The organism is Pseudomonas sp. BE134, from assembly GCF_031456105.1.
Classification (GTDB): Bacteria; Pseudomonadota; Gammaproteobacteria; order Pseudomonadales; family Pseudomonadaceae; genus Aquipseudomonas.
Genome location: NZ_JAVDUA010000043.1, coordinates 20,490 through 42,063, shown reverse-complemented (window position 1 = coordinate 42,063; position 21,574 = coordinate 20,490). Strand labels below are relative to the sequence as shown.

The window sequence follows — 21,574 nt, the reverse complement described above, 5'->3', positions numbered from 1 at the left end:
GATGTAAGCCATAACAAAGAAAATGCCCCGTATCTTTCGATTACGGGGCATTTTCTTAAACCGCGATGCAGATTGCTAGGTTTTCACACAGTCTGATTAAGCGGGCTTTCTGTGTGGTGACCTGGCGTTCAGCGTTCCAGGTGACCGAATATGGCGCAGCGGACGGGACTCGAACCCGCGACCCCCGGCGTGACAGGCCGGTATTCTAACCGACTGAACTACCGCTGCGCGTAGCGTTGAAAGTGGTGGGTGATGACGGGATCGAACCGCCGACATTCTGCTTGTAAGGCAGACGCTCTCCCAGCTGAGCTAATCACCCTTTACCTTCGTTGCGGGGCACATTATGCCACATGTTTTCGTAAAGTGTTGATTTAATTGAATTATTTTTCAAATAAATCCGAAAACCGGTGAAACGATGCAACCTGCAGGAACAACGAACAATCTACAGACAGAAAAAAACCCGCGTTAGCGGGCTTTTCCGTGGTGACCTGGCGTTCAGCGTTCCAGGTTACCGAATATGGCGCAGCGGACGGGACTCGAACCCGCGACCCCCGGCGTGACAGGCCGGTATTCTAACCGACTGAACTACCGCTGCGCGTAACACTGAATGCGAATGGTGGGTGATGACGGGATCGAACCGCCGACATTCTGCTTGTAAGGCAGACGCTCTCCCAGCTGAGCTAATCACCCTTCACGTTCGGTGTGGCGCGCATTCTACGGAGCGACCTCACCTCTGGCAAGCACTTTTTTAAATAATTTTCTCAGGCCTTCCAAAGGCTTAGCGAAGGGTTGGCCTATGGCGCCGCTAAGAGAATAATGCCCCCCTTTGTATATAAGGAGAGACTTACCCCATGTGGTTCAAAAACCTGCTTATCTATCGCCTGACCCAAGATCTGCCTGTTGATGCCGAGGCGTTGGAAACTGCACTGGCCACCAAACTGGCGCGTCCATGTGCAAGCCAGGAGTTGACCACCTACGGTTTCGTCGCGCCATTCGGTAAGGGCGAAGATGCGCCGCTGGTCCATGTCAGCGGCGACTTCCTGCTGATCTCTGCGCGTAAAGAAGAACGCATTCTGCCGGGCAGCGTCGTGCGCGACGCCGTGAAGGAAAAGGTCGATGAGATCGAAGCCGAGCAAATGCGTAAGGTCTATAAAAAGGAACGCGATCAGATCAAGGATGAAATCATCCAGGCGTTCCTGCCGCGCGCCTTTATTCGTCGCTCCTCGACATTTGCCGCCATTGCGCCGAAACAGGGCCTGATCCTGGTCAACTCGGCCAGCCCGAAACGTGCCGAAGACTTGCTGTCGACCCTGCGTGAAGTGATCGGCACCCTCCCAGTACGCCCATTGACCGTAAAAATGTCGCCGACCGCCACCATGACGGAATGGGTCACCACCCAGAAAGCTGCGGACGATTTCTTTGTGCTGGACGAATGCGAGCTGCGTGACACCCACGAAGACGGCGGCATCGTGCGCTGCAAACGTCAGGACCTGACCAGCGAAGAAATCCAGCTGCACCTGAGCACCGGCAAAGTGGTCACTCAGTTGTCGCTGGCCTGGCAAGACAAGCTGTCTTTCGTGCTCGACGACAAGATGGTGGTCAAGCGCCTGAAGTTCGAAGACCTCCTGCAAGACCAGGCGGAACAGGACGGTGGCGAAGAAGCCCTTGGCCAGTTGGACGCCAGCTTTACCCTGATGATGCTGACTTTCGGCGATTTCCTGCCGGCGCTGGTTGAAGCACTGGGTGGCGAAGAGACCCCGCAAGGAATCTGATCACCTGATTCTGCAGTCTTTATAAAAAGATCGCAGCCTGTGGCAGCTCTTATATTGGAAGGTATTTCCTTAATAGGAGCTGTCACAAGTTGCGATCTTTTTTTGCGAGCGGCGTATGCTTAGCTCCCTAACGCTTTCACATAATAAGGATCAAGCCATGCGCGCACTGGCTGCATTGAGTCGTTTTGTCGGCAACACCTTCGCTTACTGGGTACTGATTTTCGCGGTCGTGGCCTTCCTGCAACCGGCATGGTTCATCGGCCTCAAAAGCGCGATCGTGCCGTTGCTGGGTCTGGTGATGTTCGGCATGGGCCTGACCCTCAAACTTGAAGACTTCGCCGAAGTTGCCCGCCATCCATGGCGCGTGGCCTTGGGCGTGGTTGCGCATTTCGTGATCATGCCCGGAGTGGCGTGGTTGCTCTGCCAGGTATTTCATCTGCCGCCGGAAATCGCCGTCGGCGTCATTTTGGTCGGTTGCTGCCCAAGTGGCACCTCCTCGAACGTGATGACCTGGCTGGCGCGCGGCGATCTGGCACTGTCGGTGGCCATTGCCGCTGTCACCACCCTCCTCGCCCCGCTGCTGACCCCGGCGCTGATCTGGCTGCTGGCTTCGGCCTGGTTGCCGGTGTCCTTCATGGAGCTGTTCTGGTCAATCCTGCAAGTGGTGCTGTTGCCGATCATCCTCGGTGTGGTGGCTCAACGCGTACTGGGCGCCAAGGTTCGCCACGCGGTGGAAGTGTTGCCGCTGATCTCGGTGGTGAGCATCGTGATCATCGTCACCGCCGTGGTGGCCGCCAGCCAGGCGAAGATTGCCGAGTCCGGCCTGCTGATCATGGCGGTAGTGATGCTGCACAACAGCTTCGGTTATCTGCTGGGCTACTTCACCGGGCGCCTGTTTAAGCTGCCGTTGGCCCAACGCAAATCGCTGGCGCTGGAAGTCGGCATGCAAAACTCCGGGCTGGGTGCCGCGCTGGCCAGTGCACACTTTTCGCCGCTGGCGGCAGTGCCGAGTGCTTTGTTCAGTGTGTGGCACAACATTTCCGGGGCGCTGCTCTCGACGTATTTCCGTCGAATGAGCGAGAAAGAAGACCGTGAAATCGCTGCGCGGCAGGTAACCGAATAAGCCGAAAACTTGATCCCCAGGTTAATGATGGGCACTCTATCGCGCAACGCGAGGACGACCTCGCGGCTCGATCGAGTCATTAATCTGGGGACGACCCCGTCAATCGATGGAGGTCTTTCATGTCCTGGATCATCCTGTTTTTCGCCGGCCTGTTCGAAGTCGGCTGGGCCGTTGGCCTGAAGTACACCGACGGTTTCAGCCGCCCTCTTCCCACCGCGTTGACCGTTGCGGCCATGGCCATCAGCCTTGGCTTGCTGGGCCTTGCCATGAAAGAATTGCCGCTGGGCACAGCCTATGCGATCTGGACGGGTGTGGGTGCGGTCGGCACGGTGATTGCCGGGATCATTCTGTTTGGTGAATCGATGGCGCTGTTTCGGCTGGCCAGTGTGGCGTTGATTATTGCCGGGTTGGTTGGGCTCAAGGTCAGCGCTTAGCTTTTAGACCGCCATCGCGAGCAGGCTCACTCCTACAGGGGATTTGTGACCGACACAGATCACCTGTAGGAGCGAGCCTGCTCGCGATGGGGCCAGAACAGTCACCAACTATTTAACGGTGCCGCGCAAATCCCCCACCATCGCCTGCAACGCTGCAGGCTGCGCCGCCTCAACGGTCACTGCCGGCCCCGCCACCAACGTCACCCGCGACCACAACCGACGAAACAACCCCTTGCCCGGATCGCGGCTGAAAAAACTCCCCCACAACCCCTGCAACGCCAGCGGAATGACCGGCACCGGTGTTTCTTCAAGAATCCGCGTCACCCCGCTCCTGAATTCGTTTATCTCTCCGTCGGCGGTCAACTTGCCTTCCGGGAAGATGCACACCAACTCGCCTTCCTTCAGATACTGCGCAATACGCTTGAAGGCTCTTTCGTAGATTTGAATGTCTTCCTGACGCCCCGCGATCGGAATCGTCCCCGCCGTGCGAAAGATAAAGTTCAGCACGGGCAGGTTGTAGATTTTGTAGTACATCACAAAGCGAATCGGCCGACGCACTGCGCCGCCGATCAGCAGGGCGTCGACAAAGGACACGTGATTGCACACCAGCAGCGCCGCGCCTTCATCAGGTATCAAATCAAGATTGCGATGCTCCACGCGGTACATGGAGTGGCTGAGCAGCCAGATCATGAAACGCATGCTGAATTCGGGGACGATTTTGAAGATGTAGGCGTTGACACCGATGTTCAGCAGCGACACCACCAGGAACAACTGCGGAATCGACAGCTTGACCAGGCTCAACAAGATGATCGAGACAATCGCCGACACCACCATGAACAGCGCGTTGAGAATGTTGTTGGCGGCAATCACCCGCGCCCGCTCGTTCTCGGCGGTGCGCGACTGGATCAGCGCATACAGCGGCACGATGTAGAAACCACCAAAGATCCCCAGGCCAAGGATGTCGATCAACACCAGCCAGGTGTGAGCAAACCCAAGGACTTCAACCCAGCCATGGCCCGTCACACTGTCTGGAATCCCACCGGAATGCCACCACAGCAGCAAGCCAAACACGGTCAGCCCGAACGAGCCAAACGGCACCAGGCCGATCTCGACTTTGCGCCCGGAGAGTTTTTCGCACAGCAGCGAACCGAGCGCGATGCCCACCGAGAACACCGTCAGAATCAGCGTCACCACGGTTTCGTCGCCGTGCATCCACTCTTTGGCATAAGCCGGGATCTGCGTCAGATAAATCGCCCCGACAAACCAGAACCACGAGTTGCCGACAATAGAGCGCGATACGGCAGGCGTCTGTCCGAGGCCCAACTTCAAGGTGACCCAGGACTGGCTGAAAATATTCCAGTTCAGGCGCATTTGCGGCGAAGATGCCGCCGCCCGTGGAATGCTGCAACTGGCCAGGTAGCCGAGCACGGCAACACCGATGATCGCGCAAGAGACGATGGGCGCGTAGTGACTGGACGACATCATGATCCCGGCGCCGATGGTCCCGGCGAGAATCGCCAGGAAGGTGCCCATCTCCACCAGTCCGTTGCCGCCGACCAGTTCTTCTTCACGCAGGGCCTGAGGCAGGATCGAGTATTTCACCGGCCCGAACAGCGCCGAGTGGGTGCCCATCGCAAAGAGCGCCACCAGCATCAACGACAGATGATCAAAGATGAAACCGACGGCGCCGACCGCCATGATGACGATTTCGCCGAGCTTGATCAGACGGATCAGACGGTCCTTGGCGAACTTCTCGCCGAATTGCCCGGCCAGTGCCGAGAACAAAAAGAACGGCAGGATGAACAGCAGCGCGCAGAGGTTGACCCAGATCGAGCGGTCACCGTCGAGGGTCAGTTTGTACAGAATGGCGAGGATCAACGACTGCTTGAAGAGGTTGTCGTTGAACGCCCCGAGGGACTGGGTCACGAAAAACGGCAGGAAGCGCCGGGTGCGGAGCAAGGTGAACTGTGAGGGGTGACTCATCTTCCATGTGTCCCTGATGTTGGGTTGCGAGTGGCGTGGATACCCGTATTGGAATGTCGAACGGCGATCCAGGCCACACACTACCTAATCTTTGCAGGTTATTTCTTTAATCCTGCAATGCACGGCGACACAAACAGTTCGCCCCGCCATGCGCCTTGCAGCGTCCGCCGGGCAACGATCAGCCACATCACCGACAGTAGCGCCACCAGCACACAGCCGAAGATGCTGAAAAAAGTCAGGCTCAAGATGCTGGCCAGTTTCAATGTCGCCAGTGAGTACACCCCCAACGGAAAGGTAAACCCCCACCAGCCGAGGTTGAACGGGATGCCGCCGCGCAGGTAACGCAAGGTAATCAACACCGCGACCATCATCCACCACAAGCCAAAACCCCACAGCGTAATCCCGGCCACCAGCCCCAGGCCAGCGGCGATTTCACCGATACCCGGCAGGCCGTTGGCGGCGAAGATGGCCGGCGCATCCGCCCCCAGCAGCAACATGCCCAACGCCCCGGTGCCAATCGGGCCCAAAGCCAGCCAGCTGGAGGCCGCCATGTTTTCGTGGGGCAGTTTATGCAGTGCCATGCGCAGCAACAGGATCGTCAGAATGCTGAAAGCCACCGGCAGAGAAAAGGCCCACAGCACGTAACTGGTCACCAGCATCACCAGTTGCGAATGGGCATCCGCCAAGTGCGGCGCCAGCAGGCCACCGCTGGCAGCCGCGACTTCTGCGGCCACCACCGGCAACAGCCAAACGGCCGTCATTTGGTCGATGCTGTGCTCCTGAAGGGTGAACATCATGAAGGGAATCAGCACACCGCACGCCAGCGACATCGCCACATCCAGCCACCAGAGCACTTCAGCGACATGAATCACACCGTCGCCCCAGCGTGGCAGGCCAAACACCAGGAAGCCGTTAATGATGGTCGTGAGGCCCATGGGAATGGTGCCGAAGAACATCGACACCGTCGAATGGCCGAAAATCCGCCGGGCTTCGTCAAAGAACAGCACCCAGCGCGCCGCGTACAGGGCGGTGAACACCACGAACAGGAAAATATTCAACAGCCATAACCCTTCGGCGAGCACACGCAAGCCGGGCATGGCGAGGGGCAATTGCGCCAGCGCCAGTGCCAGCACTCCGGTGCCCATGGTCGCGGCGAACCAGTTGGGCGTGAATTGACGGATGACTTCACGCGGGTGCTGCAAGTGGCTGAACGGTTTGATACCGGTTTTGACGCTGTGGGTGCATGTCATGGCGAACTCCTGGTCCTCTGGTGAGGTAGAGCCCATGGTAGAAGCAAATCGAATATCTATATAACGGGTAATATCTCTATAAGTTATCTGTTTCGCAGATATAGCGTCACACGCTGCCTTCCGATTCGATCACCAGAATCCGCACAGCTCCCTGTGGATGCGCCACATGCTCGGTGCCAACGGACGCATAAAAGATGTCGCCGACCTCCAGCAACGCCTGCTTCTCAATGCCCGCTTCGCGATACCGCATCTGCACTTGCCCATCCAGCACCACGAACACTTCCTGGCCATCGTTGACGTGCCATTTATACGGCTGGTCCGTCCAGTGCAAACGCGTGGTGATGCCATTCATACTGGCAATGTCCAGCGCGCCCCAGGCACGCTCAGCGGTGAAGGATTTGCTGCGGATGATCTTCAAGGGGGGCGGTCCGTCGAATGAATGGCGACACCAAGGCTAGCGATCAACGCACATTAGCGCTACAGACTTTCAATGATCGCTGACGCACCACTGGAGGTTGACACACAACCTGCGACACACCACCAGGCCACGACCTTGGTCGACACTGACTAACCGCGGCGGTCGTGCGAGACTGTCTGACCGGGCGGGAGTCCCGGGTGTCTTTTGTCTGGAGTTCCCATGTCGCTGTCCAGCGGGCTGATCGCCGCCGTCGCCCTGGCCTATATGGCCATCATGTTCGCCATCGCCTTTTACGGTGACCGTCGCAGCACGCCGTTGCCGCCGCGTGTGCGCGCGTGGGTGTACAGCCTGTCGCTGGCGGTCTATTGCACCAGCTGGACGTTCTTTGGGGCCGTGGGCCAGGCGGCGGAACAGCTCTGGTCTTTCCTGCCGATCTACCTCGGGCCGATCCTGCTGCTGGTGGGCGCGCCGTGGGTCCTGCAAAAAATGGTGATGATCAGCAAGCAGGAAAACATCACCTCCATCGCCGACTTTATCGCCGCCCGTTACGGCAAATCCCAGTCGCTGGCCGTGGTGGTGGCACTGATTTGCCTGGTCGGTGTGTTGCCCTACATCGCCTTGCAGCTCAAAGGCATCGTGCTCGGGGTGAACTTGCTGATTGGCGCGGGTGCCGACGCCATGGGGGTTCGCGCCCAGGACACGGCATTGATTGTGTCGCTGGTGCTGGCGCTGTTCACCATCGTCTTCGGTACCCGCAACCTCGATGCCACGGAACACCACCGTGGCATGGTGCTGGCGATTGCGTTTGAGTCACTGGTCAAGCTGTTTGCGTTTCTCGCCGTCGGCGCGTTCGTCACGTTCGGTCTGTACGACGGGTTCGACGATTTGTTCAACCAAGCCATGCTCGCCCCCCGCCTCGAGCAATACTGGAAGGAAACCATCAACTGGCCCTCGATGGTGGTGCAAACGGGCGTAGCGATGATGGCGATCATCTGCTTGCCTCGGCAGTTCCATGTGACGGTGGTGGAAAACATTGACCCTCAGGATTTGCGCCTGGCCAAATGGGTGTTCCCGGCGTACCTGGCGTTGGCGGCGTTGTTTGTCGTACCCATCGCCCTCGCCGGTCAGATGATGCTGCCCAGTTCGGTTTTGCCGGACTCGTTTGTCATCAGTTTGCCGCTGGCGCAGTCCCACCCTGCCCTCGCCTTGCTGGCGTTCATCGGCGGCGCCTCGGCGGCGACCGGCATGGTGATTGTCGCCAGCGTGGCGCTATCGACCATGGTCTCCAACGACATGCTGTTGCCGTGGTTGCTGCGACGCAACAACGCCGAGCGGCCGTTCGAAGTGTTTCGTCAATGGATGCTCTCGGTGCGCCGCGTGAGCATCGTGGTGATTTTGTTGTTGGCCTACGTCAGTTATCGCCTGCTGGGTTCGACCGCCAGCCTGGCCACCATCGGCCAGATCGCCTTCGCCGCCGTGACGCAACTGGCCCCGGCCATGCTCGGCGCGCTGTATTGGAAGCAGGCCAACCGTCGCGGCGTATTTGCCGGCCTCGCCGCCGGGACATTCCTGTGGTTTTACACGCTGGTCTTGCCGATTGCAGCCCGCGGCCTCGGCTTGTCGCTGGGCACCTTCCCAGGTTTGGAATGGTTGCACAGCAACCCGTTGAACCTGCCGATCACCCCGCTGACCCAAGGCGTGGTGCTATCGCTGGCGGGCAACTTCACGTTGTTTGCCTGGGTGTCGGTGTTGTCGCGCACACGGGTGTCGGAGCACTGGCAGGCGGGCCGTTTCATCGGTCAGGAAATCAGCGCACGCCCCAGCGCCCGTTCGATGCTGGCGGTGCAAATCGACGATCTGCTGCAACTGGCGGCGCGATTCGTCGGTGAAGAACGCGCGCGTCAGAGTTTCATCCGTTTCGCCTACCGCCAGGGCAAAGGCTTCAACCCGAATCAAAACGCCGATGGCGAATGGATTGCCCACACTGAACGCTTGCTCGCGGGTGTGCTCGGCGCGTCTTCGACGCGTGCGGTGGTAAAAGCGGCCATCGAAGGTCGGGAAATGCAGCTGGAGGATGTCGTGCGAATCGCCGACGAGGCCTCGGAAGTGTTGCAGTTCAACCGCGCGCTGCTGCAAGGCGCTATTGAAAACATCACCCAGGGCATCAGCGTGGTCGACCAGTCGCTGAAGCTGGTGGCCTGGAACCGGCGTTATCTGGAGCTGTTCAACTACCCGGACGGTCTGATCAGCGTCGGACGACCAATTGCCGACATCATTCGCTACAACGCCGAACGCGGTCTGTGTGGACCTGGCGAGGCGGAAGTCCACGTTGCCCGGCGTTTGCACTGGATGCGTCAGGGCCGCGCCCACACCTCCGAACGACTGTTTCCCAACGGGCGGGTGATCGAGCTGATCGGCAATCCGATGCCTGGTGGTGGTTTCGTCATGAGCTTCACCGACATCACCGCGTTCCGCGAAGCCGAACAAGCACTGACCGAAGCCAACGAAGGCCTGGAGCAGCGGGTGGCCGAGCGCACCCGAGAATTGTCGCAACTCAACGTTGCGCTGACGGAAGCCAAGGGCACCGCCGAGTCCGCCAACCAATCGAAAACCCGCTTTCTCGCGGCCGTCAGCCATGACTTGATGCAACCGCTAAACGCCGCTCGCCTGTTCTCCGCAGCGTTGTCCCACCAGGACGATGGCTTGTCCGGCGAGGCGCAGAAACTGGTCCATCACCTGGACAGCTCGTTGCGCTCGGCCGAAGACTTGATCAGCGACCTGCTGGACATTTCCCGCTTGGAAAACGGCAAGATCAACCCCGATCCCAAGCCCTTCGCGCTCAACGAACTGTTCGACACCCTCGGTGCCGAGTTCAAGGCGCAGGCTCAGGAACAAGGGCTGACCTTCCGTGTTCGGGGCAGCACGTTACGGGTCGACAGCGACATCAAACTGCTGCGACGGATCCTGCAAAACTTTCTGACCAATGCTTTCCGCTATGCCAAAGGGCCGGTGCTGCTCGGCGTTCGACGACGCAAGGGTGAGTTGTGCCTGGAGGTCTGGGACCGGGGACCGGGCATTGCACAGGACAAACTGCAGGTGATTTTCGAAGAGTTCAAGCGCCTCGACAGCCACCAGACTCGCGCCGAGAAAGGTCTGGGGTTGGGCCTGGCGATTGCCGATGGTTTGTGTCGCGTACTGGGTCATACCTTACGCGTACGTTCCTGGCCGGGGCGCGGCAGTGTGTTCAGCGTCAGTGTGCCGCTGGCCCATGCACAAACCGTGGCGCCAACCCAGCCCACCGAACTCAACGGCCATGTGGCGAGCGGCGCGCAGGTGCTGTGCATCGATAACGAAGACAGCATTTTGATCGGCATGAACAGCCTGCTGACGCGCTGGGGATGCCAGGTCTGGACGGCGCGTAACCGCGAGGAGTGTGCAGCGCTGCTCAATAACGGAATGCGTCCGCAATTGGCACTGGTGGATTACCACCTCGACCATGGCGAAACCGGGACCGAGCTGATGGCGTGGTTGCGCACTCAACTGGGCGAGCCGGTGCCAGGGGTGGTGATCAGCGCCGATGGCCGGCCGGAGACGGTGGCGCAAGTGCATGCGGCGGGGCTGGATTATTTGACCAAACCGGTGAAGCCGGCGGCGTTAAGGGCGTTGTTGAGCCGGCATTTGCCGTTGTAGCGCGCCGGGTTTTAGTCTTGCAGGGCAGAAAATTCCGCCATCGCGAGCAGGCTCGCTCCCACAGGGTTTTGCGCAGTTCATGTGGGAGCGAGCCTGCTCACGATGCTTTTCGGATTACTCCGGCAACTCGACCAAGCCATCCACATCGGTCATCGCCCGCTCCAGCAAGTCTGCCGGCAAGCTCTTGCTCGCGCGCGCGCCGAGCAACTTCAGCTGTTCGCTGCGGCTGACGAGATTGCCGCGGCCCTCTGTCAGCTTGTTGCGCGCAGAGCTGTAGGCTTTGTCCAGTTGCTGCAAGCGATTGCCGACTTCGTCCAGATCCTGAATGAACAACACGAATTTGTCGTACAGCCACCCGGCGCGCTCGGCGATTTCCCGGGCATTCTGGCTCTGCCGTTCCTGCTTCCACAGGCTGTCGATGACCCGCAGCGTGGCCAATAACGTGGTGGGGCTGACGATCACAATGTTGCGGTCGAACGCCTCCTGGAACAGCGTCGGCTCCGCCTGCAAGGCGGCGGAAAACGCCGCTTCGATTGGCACGAAGAGCAACACGAAATCCAGGCTGTGCAAGCCGTCGAGCCGTTTGTAATCCTTGCCGGCCAGGCCTTTCACGTGATTGCGCAGCGACAGGACGTGCTGTTTGATGGCGATCTGGCCGATGGCATCGTCTTCGGCCGCCACGTACTGCTGATAGGCCGTCAGGCTGACCTTGGAGTCGACCACCACCTGCTTGTCGCCCGGCAGGTAAATAATCACATCCGGCTGGAAGCGTTCACCGTCCGGGCCTTTGAGATTGACCTGGGTCTGGTATTCACGGCCCTTCTCCAGACCGGCGTGTTCAAGCACTCGCTCGAGAATCAGCTCGCCCCAATTGCCCTGGGTTTTCTGCCCTTTGAGGGCGCGCGTCAGGTTGGTGGCTTCATCGCTCAGGCGCAGGTTCAGCTGTTGCAGGCGCTCCAGTTCCTTGGCCAGCGAGAAACGCTCGCGGGCTTCGGCCTGATAACTTTCCTCGACGCGTTTTTCGAAGGATTGAATGCGCTCCTTCAAAGGATCGAGCAACTGACCCAGTCGCTGCTGACTGGTTTCGGCAAAGCGTTGCTCACGCTCATCGAAAATCTTGCCCGCCAGTTCGGCGAACTGCGCTCGCAGCTCGTCTCGTGAACCTTGCAGATCGCTGAGACGCTGCTGATGGCTTTCCTGCTGCTCACGCAACTCGGCGTTGAGTGAAGCCGCCTGCGTGTCCAGGCGACGCAGCTCAGCCTCTTTACCCGCGCGCTCAATATTCCAGGCGTGAGCCGCATCGCGGGCGTCGTCGCGTTCGATTTGCAGCAGTTCAACTTCACGGCGCGCGGCGGCGAGGTCTGCCTGCCGGGCGGCGTTAGCCTGGCTCAGGTCACCGATTTCATCGCGACAGGCGTCCAGTTGGGCATTCAGGCCGTCCTGCGCCAATTGCGCCATCGCCAGACGCTCTTCCAACAGTGCCGCCCCGGCTTGCGAGACGCTCGCACGACGCTGAATTTGCCAGGCCAGTACCAGCAACGGCAGACCAGCGCCCGCCAGACCGAGTAATAGGCTGGTCAAGTCCATAGCCATAGGGATTCCTGCCGATGAGATAAAGCTTGAAGGTTAACCAAGGCCGCCAGACTTGGACAGCTCAGTCTTCGATCAGCCCCAGTTCCTGTTGGGCGCGCGCGTCCCCTGCTCGCGCGGCCTGGCGCAACAGGTCCTGACCAATGCGCCGATCCCGGGCATTGCCGCATTCGCGACACATCAGCTGCCCAAGTCGACTTTGCGCGGCCACGACGCCTTCACGGGCGGGCTGTTTGAGCAAACGTCCGGCGAAGTGTTTGATGTTGGGGTGTTCCCCAAGACGCGGACTGTCCAGCAGCCACTCAGCCACGCGCATCGAAAAGCGCTTGGGCGGGGCCACATTGGGAGGTGTGGAGGTAGGAGCGATTGGTACTGAGCGAAACTTCATAAAGCACTGTGGGACAGATCGGAAGGCGCGCAACTCTACTCTTTTTTTCTTACAGGTAAAGCCCAAAAAAACCCAGCACGCCCGTCCTAGAGCAAGCGCTCGGGACAATCCACAGAAGCTGTGGATAACTCAGTGGACAACCGCCCTTGAACTCGCGCAAAGCCCTGTGGGACGGGGCTCGCAGTCAAACTGACGATTTTTTCACCAGTAAAAAAAAGCGATGTTTTTCATTGACTTAAATTTTCAATACAGGCACCCACTACGTCCCGGACCTGAATGACAGTGGGGTTACAGTCTGCGCGAGTAATGTGCACAACTACCTTCGAGACAGTTATATCGACGCACTTTTTCGGCGCGTTTTTGCGCCGGTTTTGGGGATAACCCGGGAAAACCCTTGATCCAGGCAGATCACGGTCCGATGAACGACAGCAACCACCGGTCGGAATGTGAGGCACTGCAGGGCGCGCAGCCCAAGCTGATTTATCTTTTTTGCTAACACACTTCCATTCTCAAATTCAATCCGTTAGTATCCGCGGCGTTAGTACCAAGCTGAAAGTCAATTCTGGTCGAACAAATCCTCGCGGTCAGCCTTCCCTCAAGAGAAGCCTCCACCGACAAAAGAGGAGCGACCACCTCGATGGTTTCCAGGTAAACCTTGCGCCAACACAGCCTTCGAACAAATGCGAAGGGTGTTGCGAAGTTAACTTACTCTGACCGAACCAGCCTGCAAATTGATCAGGATCTTCACCCCGGGCCCAGAACCTTTGCCCTTGATGTGTTGCCTGCCCTCCTAAGTACCTACCTGCCAGCCCAAGCGCGCCAATTATCAGCGCTTCAAACTGGCTGCTTTGTTCCAGTCGGGTTCTTCGTTCGACCAATGGTGGTCGTCGTCACTGGAACGTTTTAACTTTGCACGGCTCTTATTCCGTGTCGCTTGTAGGAACACCCAATAATGACTACTCAAATCCATACCCAGGATGCAATCCGCACCCTAACCAATGCTTTTGCACCAATGAACTGCCTGATCATGGCCGCCCGCAAAGGCTGCTTCAGCTTCACTCTGGTCAACGAACACGGCATCGCTCGTCACAGCGAACGCCTGTACCCCGATCAATACTCCAGTGCAGAACCGCTGCAGGCCGTGATCGAGCGTACCCGTCAGGCATTGATTGCCTGAGACGCCAGAAAGACTGAAAAACCAGAAAGCCCTGCTCAAAAAGCGGGGCTTTTTATTGCCCGTTATTTCTCTTTTTCCAGACAGCCGCTAAGCACTAACCGATATAACGGTTATAACTCGAAGCCGGAAATATTTTAAAAACAGGCCTTTACAGCGCGAATATGACACTACACTTCAACTCAAGCGGCTTGTTCCGCTTTCGGCGAGCCTGATTCGATCCACCGCTGCCAACGCTACCTTCAGGTTTCGCCGCCTACTTCACGTTTCGAGGGCTTTATGGGTATCGCTGCCAGCGAACTGTGCCGTTATGTGATTCGTCCGACATTGATTTACCTCGGACGCCATAGCGCAACTGCCGAATCCTTGCTGCTGGGCATCGCCGCCAGTCAGTCAGCCCTTGGCTCCGCCCTGCACGACCGCCGCGGACACGGCCTGTACCGAATTGCCGAGCTTCGCCACCAGGCACTTTGGGATCACTACCTGGCACTGGACCCCGAACGGGCGAGCCTTGTCCGCGGACTGGCCAGCCAACATGCCTTTCTCAGCGGGCCGCACCTGGAATTGACCGTTAACCTGCGTTACGCCACTGCCATCGCCTGGCTGCTGGTAGAAGAACAGAACACTCCCCTTCCCGCCGCCGATGACTTGTTGGGCATGGCCCGCATCTGGCGTCAGACCTTTCAGCCTCAAGGACGCCTGCGCGATTTCACCAGCGCCTGGCAAACCTGTGTTTCACCCCTGAATCAGGTCGCTTGCTGACCCACCAGTTTCACAAGATTGTGCAATCGGTCGTCAACCTGGTCGGATTGTCCTACAAAACCGCTCTAAATCAAGGCATACAGCCTATAGCGCCGGGACGAAAATGTTGGTAATTTTCGCCCCGGTGATCACCTCGAGTTCGAACAATGAAAAAAGTAATGCTCAAAACCACCCTTAGCCTCGCCGTTACCCTGGCTTCCACCCAGATCTTTGCAAGTGGCTTTGCCGTTAACGAACAAAGCATCAGCGGTATGGGTACGGGTTTTGCCGGGCGATCTTCCTCTGCCGATGACGCAAGTACAGTTTTTGGCAACCCCGCCGGCATGTCCCGCATCAAGCGCGAACAAGTCACCGGCGGTGTTGCGCTGATCGACGCGCACACTGACATCAGCGACGCAAGCTCCTTCCCGAACGGCGGCAGCAACGACGGCGACATGGTTCCGTCTATCGCCGTGCCTATGGGCTACTACGTCAAGCCAATCGACGACCAGTGGGCTTTCGGGTTTGGCGTGTACGCACCGTTCGGCCTGGTCACCGACTACGAAAACGGCTTTGCCGGCCGTTACTTCGGCAGCAAGAGCGAAGTAACAATCGTCACCCTGCAACCGACTGTCAGCTATGCCTTCAACGATAAGGTTTCCATCGGTTTCGGTCCGACCATCAACCGCATCGACGGCACCTTGGAATCGAACCTGTCGATCACCCAGGCCGCGCCAGACGGCAAGGTCAAGATCACCGGTGACGATACCGCGCTGGGCTACAACATCGGCTTGCTGGTTCAAGCGACCGACAGCACTCGCGTCGGCCTGACCTACCACTCGAAAGTTGACTACAAGCTCGATGGCAACACCAAGGTCAACTACAACGTACTGGGCCTGATCGGTCAGAACCCGAATCAGAAATACGACGCTTCGCTGGACCTGACCACACCTGAGTCGGTGGACTTCTCGGTCACTCACCAGCTCAACGACCAGTGGACTCTTTACGCAGGCAGCACCTGGACTCGCTGGAGCCGCCTGAAAGACATCACCGTTGAAAACAGTGGTGTTCCGGGTGCTCTGAACGGCCAGTTCGGCACCATCACCGAAGAACAGAACTGGCATGACACCTGGGCTCACGCCATCGGCGCGTCCTACCAGCTGAACAAGCAATGGGTACTGCGTGGCGGTCTGTCCGTTGACCAGGCACCGACCAACAACGTCGACCGCTCCCCGCGCATCCCGACGGGCGATCGCAAGGCGTTCAGCCTGGGCGCTGGCTGGAGCCCGACCGACGACCTGACCATCGACGTGGCGTATTCGTACCTGCGTGAAGATTCGGTCAAGGTCAACAACGAAAACAACCGTGGCCAGACCTACAACGCCAAGTATGAAAACTCGGCGAACGGTTTTGGTCTCGGCGCGACCTACCGCTTCTGATGATTCACGGCGAGCCTGAACCGCTCGCTGACCGAATCAAAAAAGCCCCGCTCTCTGGTACAGAGGCGGGGCTTTTTAGTGGGCGCTGATCAGGGTTGGGAAGCCAGGGCTTGCTCCACTGCGGCAATGAACTCGGGATCATCGGGTTTGGTCAGGCTGGAAAAACTGGCGATGACCTGACCCTTGCGATCGACCACGTATTTGTAGAAATTCCACTTCGGCGCGCTGGTCTGTTTGGCGAGAACCTTGAACAGGTGCGTTGCATCGTCGCCTCGCACAGCCTGCGGCTCGGTCATGGTGAAGGTCACGCCGTAATTCACGTAACAGACTTTGGCCGTCTCGGCGGTGTCCTTGGACTCTTGCTTGAAATCGTTGGACGGAACGCCAATCACCTCCAGCCCCTGCCCCTTGAAGCGCTGATTGAGCGCCTCAAGGCTTTTGAACTGCGGGGCGAAACCGCAGTGGCTCGCGGTATTGACCACCACCAGCGGTTTACCCTCAAACCGCTGGCACAGGTCGATGGATTCCTTGGCGCGCAGCTTCTGCAATGAGCCTTGCAACAGCTCCGGGCACTCGCCCGCCTGGGCGAGCCCGGTAAACGTCATCAACAACGCGGAGACTGCAATCCAGCGCATCAGCATGTCGGTGCATCCTTGATAGGTAGTCAACAACGAAGTTACTCGCCCTCGCCGCTCGCTAGCAAGCACCCATGCCCAACTGCATCAGCGCCAGCCCGCCCTGATGCCAGCCCCACCACGACAACGCCAGCAGCAAGACGCCGACAGCCGTTACAGCGATACGCGGCCACAGACGGCTCATATCGCACTCATCTGCGATTGCAGGCGCGCTACCGGCCGCTCACGCACCGGCCAGTTCAGGGCGGCAGCCAACAGGCTCAACAGAATTGCCACTTGCCAGATCAAGTCATAGCTCCCGGTTCGGTCATACACCACCCCGCCCAACCAGCCACCCAGAAACGAGCCGAGTTGGTGAAACAGGAAAACAATCCCACCGAGCATGGACAGGTTTCGCACGCCGAACAAGGTCGCTACGGTGCCGTTGGTCAATGGCACCGTCGACAGCCACAGAAACCCCATGGCCATGCCGAACAGGTATGCCGTGGTCGTCGTCACCGGCGCCCACAGGAACAGCGCAATTACCACCGCCCGCAGCAAGTACAAACCGGTCAGCAAGCGCGGTTTCGACATACGCCCGCCCAGCCAGCCGGCGGTGTACGTACCAAAGATGTTGAACAACCCGATCAGCGCCAGCACCGTGGTGCCGACGGATGCCGGAAGGTGCTGATCCACCATGTAAGCCGGCAAATGCACGCCAATGAACACCACCTGAAAACCGCACACGAAGAAGCCGAACGCCAACAGCCAAAACCCCGAGTGAGAGCAAGCTTCACGTAGCGCTTCGGAGAGGGTTTGTTCATGGCCGAGGACCGGCAGCGGCTTGTCCTTGAGCATGCTCACCAGCGGCACGATCAACGCCACCAACAGGCCCAGCACCAGCAACGCGGCGGACCAGCCCAGCCAACCGATCAAGCCCAACGTGCCCGGCAACATCGCGAACTGACCGAACGAACCGGCCGCACTGGCGATGCCCATGCCCATGCTGCGCTTCTCGGGTGGCACCGCACGGCCGACCACGCCGAGGATCACCGAGAACGAGGTGCCGGACAGGCCGATGCCAATCAACAGGCCTGCGCTCAGGGACAGTGTCACGGCGGAATCAGACAGCCCCATGCACACCAGACCCAAGGCGTACAGTACGCCACCGACCAGCACCACTTTCGCCGCACCGAAGCGGTCGGCCAATGCGCCAGTAAAGGGCTGCGCCAGCCCCCAGATCAGATTCTGCAAGGCGATGGCAAACGCAAACGTCTCACGCCCCCAGCCGAACTCGGCACTCATCGGCGCCAGAAACAGCCCGAAGCCGTGGCGCACGCCCAAAGACAACGCAAGGATCAGCGCACTCCCCAACAACACCCAACCGCAGGTACGCCACATCGATGTCATGTCTTATTCTCCGGTAGCGGGTATATACCCGCTTAAGATCGGAAAAACCGGCTTCATGCCAGTTCGTCCAGCAGTCGCAGCAAGGTTTCGCGTTTCTCGGCGCCCAGTCGGTCAATCAACCCCTGCTGCGCCGCTTCCCAGGCCGGCAAGGCGGCCTTCAGACGTTCGGCACCGGCTTCGGTCAGTCGGACGATGCGATTACGCATGTCTTCGCCCTCGACCAGCTTCACCAGCCCCTCGCCTTCCAGCACTCGCAAATTGCGCCCGAGGGTGCTGCGGTCCAGCCCCATGGCTTCGGCAAGGGTGGAAATACTCGGTTGATCCAGACGCTGCAAATTGCACAGCAAAGAATACTGGGCAACGTTGATCCCGAAGCCGTCCAGAGCGCCGTCGTAATGCCTGCTGACGCCACGGGCGGCGCGACGCAGGTTGATGCATAAACATTGAGAGTCGAGCATGGTGCGTGTATATACCCGTGGTTGTGTTAAATCAAGTTATGTATTGCCTGATAGACCGCTATCGCCGGCAAGCCGGCGATGAGGCCAGCACATCCGACACACAACCCTTCAAATCAACGCCAAACCTGCCAACACCGCTATCTCCAGCAACTCCAGCATCGCGCCTGCTGTATCGCCCGTCGTCCCGCCCAATCGCCGTAGCATGAGCTGCCGCAACCACAGGAAAATGACCGCTGCCACAGCAACGGCCAGAACACCGCTAAAACCCGCGATCAAAACACAACCCGCCGCGCTGACCGCCAACACCTGCCAGCCAGCCATTCGCGGCAGATGATCCGCCAGCGCCTGCCCCAAACCGCCAGCACGCACATAGGGCGTGGTCAGGAACAACCCCAGCATAGCGCTGCGACCGATCAGCGGAACGATGATCAGGAAAATACTGTGCTGCTGCTCGATCAACGCCAGTAACGCAGCGAACTTCAGCAACAACACCAGCACCAGCGTCACCACGGCAATCGGTCCGCTGCGCGGGTCTTTCATGATCGTCAGCGTACGTTCCCGGTCGCCAAATCCGCCAAGCCACGCGTCGGCGCTATCGGCCAGGCCATCCAGGTGCAACGCGCCGCTGAGCAAGACCCAAACCGTCAGCAACAACGCGGCATGCAGCAACAAAGGCGTGCCCAGCAAGAGCCAGTTCAGCGCCCACAGAATCGCGCCGAACAGCAGTCCCACCAGCGGATAAAACAGCAGCGAGCGGCCCAGTTCCTGAGGCGTCGGCATGCCGGGCAGGCGAATCGGCAGACTGCTCAGGAATTGCAGGGCGATCCAGAAGGGCAACATGGTCAGATCGATTCCTTGAGAAGGACGCCAGGTTCGACGCTCAACGAAAACAACGAGCCATGAGCGACTTCGACATTGAGCAACTGCTCACGCGGCAACCCCCGCGCTTGAGCCAGCAATAAACGCATGACGCCACCATGACTGATCAGCAGGACCCGTTCGCCAGCGCAAACTACTGACAGACGTTCGATCGCCGCCACTACCCGTTTGGAAAAGTCCGCCACCCGCTCCCCGTCCGGAGGCGTAAACGAATAAGGATCAGCCCAGAACAGACCCAATCCCTCGGCATCAACTTCCATCAACGCCGCTGCGCTCTGCCCTTCCCAGGCACCAAAGTGCAGTTCTTGCAGATCTTTATCCAGGTGCACCGGCAACCCCAGTTGCGCGCCAAGCTCTTCAGCAAACCGCGCGCAACGCTGCAAGGGCGAGCTGATCAATCGATCCCACGGCCCCTGGTCCAAAACCGCCGCGCGCATCTGCTCCCAGCCTTTGGCGGTCAACGCGTCGTCGAGGCTGCCGCGCAACCCGCCACCGAGTTCGGTCTCTCCGTGTCGTAGCAGGTCCAGACGCAACGTCATGCCGGGCGGTCCGCAACGGCGGCTTCGGCGAAGGTTGCCATCTGCCCGTGAAGATCACAGGCCAGACGCAACACCGGCACGGCCAACGCCGCACCACTGCCCTCGCCCAAACGCAGCCCCAGATCCAGCAACGGTTCAGCGTTCAAGGTTTCCAGCACATGACGATGGCCAGGCTCGGCACCGCGATGACCGAACAGTAGCCACGGGCGGCAATCAGGGTTCAAGCGCACCGCCACCAATGCCGCGACGCTGCAAATGAACCCGTCGACCAACACCGCCACGCCGTGTTGCGCACACGCCAGGTACGCGCCAACGAGCGCGGCAATTTCAAAGCCGCCAAGATTGAACAGCGTTTGCAAAGCGTCCCCGCGCTGAGCACGGTGCAGCGCCAACGCACGCTCGATGACCTGAGCTTTGTGGTTGACGCCCGCCACGTCCAGACCGGTGCCCGGCCCGGCCAGATGCACCACCGGGCAATCGAGCAAGGCACAGGCCAATGCACTGGCTGCCGTGGTGTTGCCGATGCCCATTTCTCCACCGATAAACAACTGAGCACCGGCGGCGATGGCGCGCTGCACGCTGTCACCACCGGCCTGCAAGGCGAGTGCGCCCTGCGCTGTCGTCATGGCCGGGCCTTTGACGAAATTCGCCGTGCCGGGACCAACGTTCAAGTGGCGCACCCCGGGCAAATTCAAGGTCGGCGTCACTGTGCCCAAATCAACCACTTCAAGCGAAGCGCCCAACTGTCGCGCCAACACGCTGATCGCAGCACCACCGTTGACGAAGTTGTGCAACATCTGCCCGGTCACTTCCTGAGGAAACACCGACACGCCTTCAGCCACGACACCATGGTCACCGGCAAAAATCGCGATCCACAGGTGATCAAGACTCGGCTTGACCTGCCCCTGCAACCCGGCCAACTGTACCGCCACCGACTCCAGTCGACCGAGCGAGCCAGCCGGTTTGGTCAGTTGTTGTTGCCGCGCCTGCGCCTGTTCGAGGGCTTGCACATCGATTGGCTTGCACGGGTTCAGCCACCAGGATTGAGTCATGATGCAGTTCCTTTCAAAGTCAGGGGCAGGCCAGCGACCGTCAAGACGACACGCTGGCAACGCTCGGCCAGCGCTTGATGCAGCCAACCGGCTTCATCGACGTAGCGGCGAGTCAATTCGCCGAGCGGCACGACACCCATTCCGGTCTCGTTGCTGACAAAAATGATTTCACCCGGCAACGAGGCCAGGCAGCCCAACAGCGCTTCGCGTTCGGCGCTGAGGCGTTCGGCGTCGTCGAGCATCAGCAGATTGGTCATCCACAGCGTCAGGCAATCCACCAGCAGGCAACGGTTGGCACGGGCGGTTTCGCGCAGGACACGGGCGAGCTCGACCGGTTCTTCGATCAATGCCCATTCGGCGGGACGCCGGGCACGGTGATGGGCGACACGATCATTCATTTCACCGTCCAGTGGTTGGCTGGTGGCAATGTAGGTCACGGCCAATTGGCTATCGGTGGCGAGTTTTTCCGCCAAACGACTTTTGCCGGAGCGGGCGCCGCCGAGGATGAGTTGCAGCATGGTTTATTCCTTAAAATCATCGGTGAGGCGACTGCCGCCTTCGCGAGCAAGCCCGCTCCAACATTAGATCTCCAGTGAACATGGATTTTGTGTTCAACGCCG

The 21,574-nt window shown here is 59.3% G+C and carries 20 protein-coding genes and 4 tRNA genes; 7 read left to right on the top strand and 17 right to left on the bottom strand.

The annotated features are described in order from the left end of the window. Positions 1-151: 151 nt before the first annotated feature. The 4 genes from J2Y56_RS26765 to J2Y56_RS26750 form a co-directional block, all read right to left on the bottom strand. Positions 152-228, bottom strand: a tRNA-Asp gene (locus tag J2Y56_RS26765). Between the two features lie 15 nt (positions 229-243). Continuing rightward, positions 244-319 (bottom strand) — tRNA-Val (locus J2Y56_RS26760). A 199-nt stretch (positions 320-518) separates the two neighbouring features. Continuing rightward, a tRNA-Asp gene (locus J2Y56_RS26755) sits at positions 519-595 on the bottom strand. Positions 596-614: 19 nt separating this feature from the next. After that, positions 615-690, bottom strand: a tRNA-Val gene (locus J2Y56_RS26750). Positions 691-851: 161 nt separating this feature from the next. Here J2Y56_RS26750 and rdgC point away from each other — a divergent pair. From rdgC to sugE, 3 genes are all read left to right on the top strand, one after another. Next, the gene (gene rdgC / locus J2Y56_RS26745; RefSeq protein WP_007945202.1) at positions 852-1,772 is read left to right on the top strand and encodes a recombination-associated protein RdgC; all 921 of its coding nucleotides are present in this window, start codon (positions 852-854) and stop codon (positions 1,770-1,772) included. 157 nt (positions 1,773-1,929) lie between these two features. After that, positions 1,930-2,895, top strand: coding sequence for a bile acid:sodium symporter family protein (locus J2Y56_RS26740; RefSeq protein ID WP_310339027.1), 966 nt, complete (start codon positions 1,930-1,932; stop codon positions 2,893-2,895). Positions 2,896-3,014: 119 nt separating this feature from the next. Next, positions 3,015-3,329, top strand: coding sequence for a quaternary ammonium compound efflux SMR transporter SugE (gene sugE, locus J2Y56_RS26735; protein ID WP_027922462.1), 315 nt, complete (start codon positions 3,015-3,017; stop codon positions 3,327-3,329). 108 nt (positions 3,330-3,437) lie between these two features. Here the strand turns inward: sugE and J2Y56_RS26730 are convergent, their stop codons facing one another. The 3 genes from J2Y56_RS26730 to J2Y56_RS26720 form a co-directional block, all read right to left on the bottom strand. Further along, positions 3,438-5,312, bottom strand: a complete 1,875-nt coding sequence (locus J2Y56_RS26730) for an MFS transporter (RefSeq protein ID WP_310353737.1) — start codon at positions 5,310-5,312, stop codon at positions 3,438-3,440. A gap of 98 nt (positions 5,313-5,410) precedes the next feature. Continuing rightward, entirely contained in the window at positions 5,411-6,562 is a 1,152-nt protein-coding gene (locus J2Y56_RS26725) for a TDT family transporter (protein WP_310353734.1), read from the bottom strand. A 106-nt stretch (positions 6,563-6,668) separates the two neighbouring features. After that, positions 6,669-6,980 (bottom strand): cupin, encoded by a 312-nt coding sequence (locus tag J2Y56_RS26720; protein WP_310353732.1) that lies wholly within the window; start codon positions 6,978-6,980, stop codon positions 6,669-6,671. A 219-nt stretch (positions 6,981-7,199) separates the two neighbouring features. Here J2Y56_RS26720 and J2Y56_RS26715 point away from each other — a divergent pair, with 219 nt between their 5' ends. Continuing rightward, entirely contained in the window at positions 7,200-10,670 is a 3,471-nt protein-coding gene (locus tag J2Y56_RS26715; protein WP_007945194.1) for a PAS domain-containing hybrid sensor histidine kinase/response regulator, read from the top strand. A 114-nt stretch (positions 10,671-10,784) separates the two neighbouring features. On the opposite strand, the gene rmuC is transcribed toward J2Y56_RS26715, so the two are convergent. Beyond that, positions 10,785-12,149 (bottom strand): DNA recombination protein RmuC, encoded by a 1,365-nt coding sequence (gene rmuC, locus J2Y56_RS26710; protein WP_162830876.1) that lies wholly within the window; start codon positions 12,147-12,149, stop codon positions 10,785-10,787. A 175-nt stretch (positions 12,150-12,324) separates the two neighbouring features. Beyond that, on the bottom strand, positions 12,325-12,648 hold the full coding sequence (locus J2Y56_RS26705) for a sel1 repeat family protein (RefSeq protein ID WP_310353729.1): 324 nt from the start codon (positions 12,646-12,648) through the stop codon (positions 12,325-12,327). Between the two features lie 952 nt (positions 12,649-13,600). Here J2Y56_RS26705 and J2Y56_RS26700 point away from each other — a divergent pair. The 3 genes from J2Y56_RS26700 to J2Y56_RS26690 all read left to right on the top strand — a co-directional run bounded on the left by J2Y56_RS26700 (position 13,601) and on the right by J2Y56_RS26690 (position 16,002). Beyond that, complete coding sequence (locus J2Y56_RS26700; protein ID WP_007945191.1) at positions 13,601-13,825, top strand: hypothetical protein; 225 nt, start codon at positions 13,601-13,603, stop codon at positions 13,823-13,825. Positions 13,826-14,101: 276 nt separating this feature from the next. Then, positions 14,102-14,584 carry a hypothetical protein gene (locus J2Y56_RS26695; RefSeq protein ID WP_007945189.1) on the top strand — a complete coding sequence of 161 codons (483 nt, stop codon included), beginning with the start codon at positions 14,102-14,104 and terminating at the stop codon, positions 14,582-14,584. Positions 14,585-14,730: 146 nt separating this feature from the next. After that, positions 14,731-16,002: an OmpP1/FadL family transporter gene (locus tag J2Y56_RS26690; protein ID WP_007945187.1), complete on the top strand. Its 1,272-nt coding sequence runs from the start codon at positions 14,731-14,733 to the stop codon at positions 16,000-16,002. Positions 16,003-16,091: 89 nt separating this feature from the next. On the opposite strand, the gene J2Y56_RS26685 is transcribed toward J2Y56_RS26690, so the two are convergent. The 8 genes from J2Y56_RS26685 to cobU all read right to left on the bottom strand — a co-directional run bounded on the left by J2Y56_RS26685 (position 16,092) and on the right by cobU (position 21,472). After that, positions 16,092-16,643 (bottom strand): glutathione peroxidase, encoded by a 552-nt coding sequence (locus J2Y56_RS26685; RefSeq protein WP_007945186.1) that lies wholly within the window; start codon positions 16,641-16,643, stop codon positions 16,092-16,094. A 55-nt stretch (positions 16,644-16,698) separates the two neighbouring features. Then, positions 16,699-16,821, bottom strand: a complete 123-nt coding sequence (locus tag J2Y56_RS26680) for a hypothetical protein (RefSeq protein WP_007945185.1) — start codon at positions 16,819-16,821, stop codon at positions 16,699-16,701. Next, a complete protein-coding gene (locus tag J2Y56_RS26675) occupies positions 16,818-18,026 on the bottom strand; it encodes an MFS transporter (RefSeq protein WP_310353724.1) in 1,209 nt (402 codons plus the stop codon). The genes J2Y56_RS26680 and J2Y56_RS26675 overlap by 4 nt, the downstream gene beginning before the upstream one ends. Positions 18,027-18,079: 53 nt before the next feature. Then, a complete protein-coding gene (locus J2Y56_RS26670) occupies positions 18,080-18,484 on the bottom strand; it encodes a MarR family winged helix-turn-helix transcriptional regulator (RefSeq protein WP_007945183.1) in 405 nt (134 codons plus the stop codon). A 108-nt stretch (positions 18,485-18,592) separates the two neighbouring features. Next, positions 18,593-19,324 (bottom strand): adenosylcobinamide-GDP ribazoletransferase, encoded by a 732-nt coding sequence (locus tag J2Y56_RS26665; RefSeq protein WP_310353722.1) that lies wholly within the window; start codon positions 19,322-19,324, stop codon positions 18,593-18,595. A 2-nt stretch (positions 19,325-19,326) separates the two neighbouring features. Beyond that, positions 19,327-19,902, bottom strand: a complete 576-nt coding sequence (gene cobC / locus J2Y56_RS26660) for an alpha-ribazole phosphatase family protein (RefSeq protein WP_007945181.1) — start codon at positions 19,900-19,902, stop codon at positions 19,327-19,329. Next, complete coding sequence (cobT, locus tag J2Y56_RS26655; protein WP_310353720.1) at positions 19,899-20,954, bottom strand: nicotinate-nucleotide--dimethylbenzimidazole phosphoribosyltransferase; 1,056 nt, start codon at positions 20,952-20,954, stop codon at positions 19,899-19,901. The genes cobC and cobT overlap by 4 nt, the downstream gene beginning before the upstream one ends. Then, positions 20,951-21,472 (bottom strand): bifunctional adenosylcobinamide kinase/adenosylcobinamide-phosphate guanylyltransferase, encoded by a 522-nt coding sequence (gene cobU, locus J2Y56_RS26650; RefSeq protein ID WP_150778607.1) that lies wholly within the window; start codon positions 21,470-21,472, stop codon positions 20,951-20,953. The genes cobT and cobU overlap by 4 nt, the downstream gene beginning before the upstream one ends. Between the last annotated feature and the right edge of the window lie 102 nt (positions 21,473-21,574).

Coding starts and splice junctions, on each gene's coding strand:
- J2Y56_RS26725 (WP_310353734.1), bottom strand. CDS start 6,562: ATGACATGCACCCACAGCGTCAAAACCGGTATCAAACCGTTCAGCCAC.
- sugE (WP_027922462.1), top strand. CDS start 3,015: ATGTCCTGGATCATCCTGTTTTTCGCCGGCCTGTTCGAAGTCGGCTGG.
- J2Y56_RS26695 (WP_007945189.1), top strand. CDS start 14,102: ATGGGTATCGCTGCCAGCGAACTGTGCCGTTATGTGATTCGTCCGACA.
- cobC (WP_007945181.1), bottom strand. CDS start 19,902: ATGACGTTGCGTCTGGACCTGCTACGACACGGAGAGACCGAACTCGGT.
- J2Y56_RS26700 (WP_007945191.1), top strand. CDS start 13,601: ATGACTACTCAAATCCATACCCAGGATGCAATCCGCACCCTAACCAAT.
- J2Y56_RS26680 (WP_007945185.1), bottom strand. CDS start 16,821: ATGAGCCGTCTGTGGCCGCGTATCGCTGTAACGGCTGTCGGCGTCTTG.
- J2Y56_RS26685 (WP_007945186.1), bottom strand. CDS start 16,643: ATGCTGATGCGCTGGATTGCAGTCTCCGCGTTGTTGATGACGTTTACC.
- J2Y56_RS26715 (WP_007945194.1), top strand. CDS start 7,200: ATGTCGCTGTCCAGCGGGCTGATCGCCGCCGTCGCCCTGGCCTATATG.
- J2Y56_RS26690 (WP_007945187.1), top strand. CDS start 14,731: ATGAAAAAAGTAATGCTCAAAACCACCCTTAGCCTCGCCGTTACCCTG.
- J2Y56_RS26705 (WP_310353729.1), bottom strand. CDS start 12,648: ATGAAGTTTCGCTCAGTACCAATCGCTCCTACCTCCACACCTCCCAAT.
- J2Y56_RS26730 (WP_310353737.1), bottom strand. CDS start 5,312: ATGAGTCACCCCTCACAGTTCACCTTGCTCCGCACCCGGCGCTTCCTG.
- J2Y56_RS26675 (WP_310353724.1), bottom strand. CDS start 18,026: ATGACATCGATGTGGCGTACCTGCGGTTGGGTGTTGTTGGGGAGTGCG.
- J2Y56_RS26740 (WP_310339027.1), top strand. CDS start 1,930: ATGCGCGCACTGGCTGCATTGAGTCGTTTTGTCGGCAACACCTTCGCT.
- rdgC (WP_007945202.1), top strand. CDS start 852: ATGTGGTTCAAAAACCTGCTTATCTATCGCCTGACCCAAGATCTGCCT.
- cobU (WP_150778607.1), bottom strand. CDS start 21,472: ATGCTGCAACTCATCCTCGGCGGCGCCCGCTCCGGCAAAAGTCGTTTG.
- cobT (WP_310353720.1), bottom strand. CDS start 20,954: ATGACTCAATCCTGGTGGCTGAACCCGTGCAAGCCAATCGATGTGCAA.
- J2Y56_RS26670 (WP_007945183.1), bottom strand. CDS start 18,484: ATGCTCGACTCTCAATGTTTATGCATCAACCTGCGTCGCGCCGCCCGT.
- J2Y56_RS26665 (WP_310353722.1), bottom strand. CDS start 19,324: ATGTTGCCCTTCTGGATCGCCCTGCAATTCCTGAGCAGTCTGCCGATT.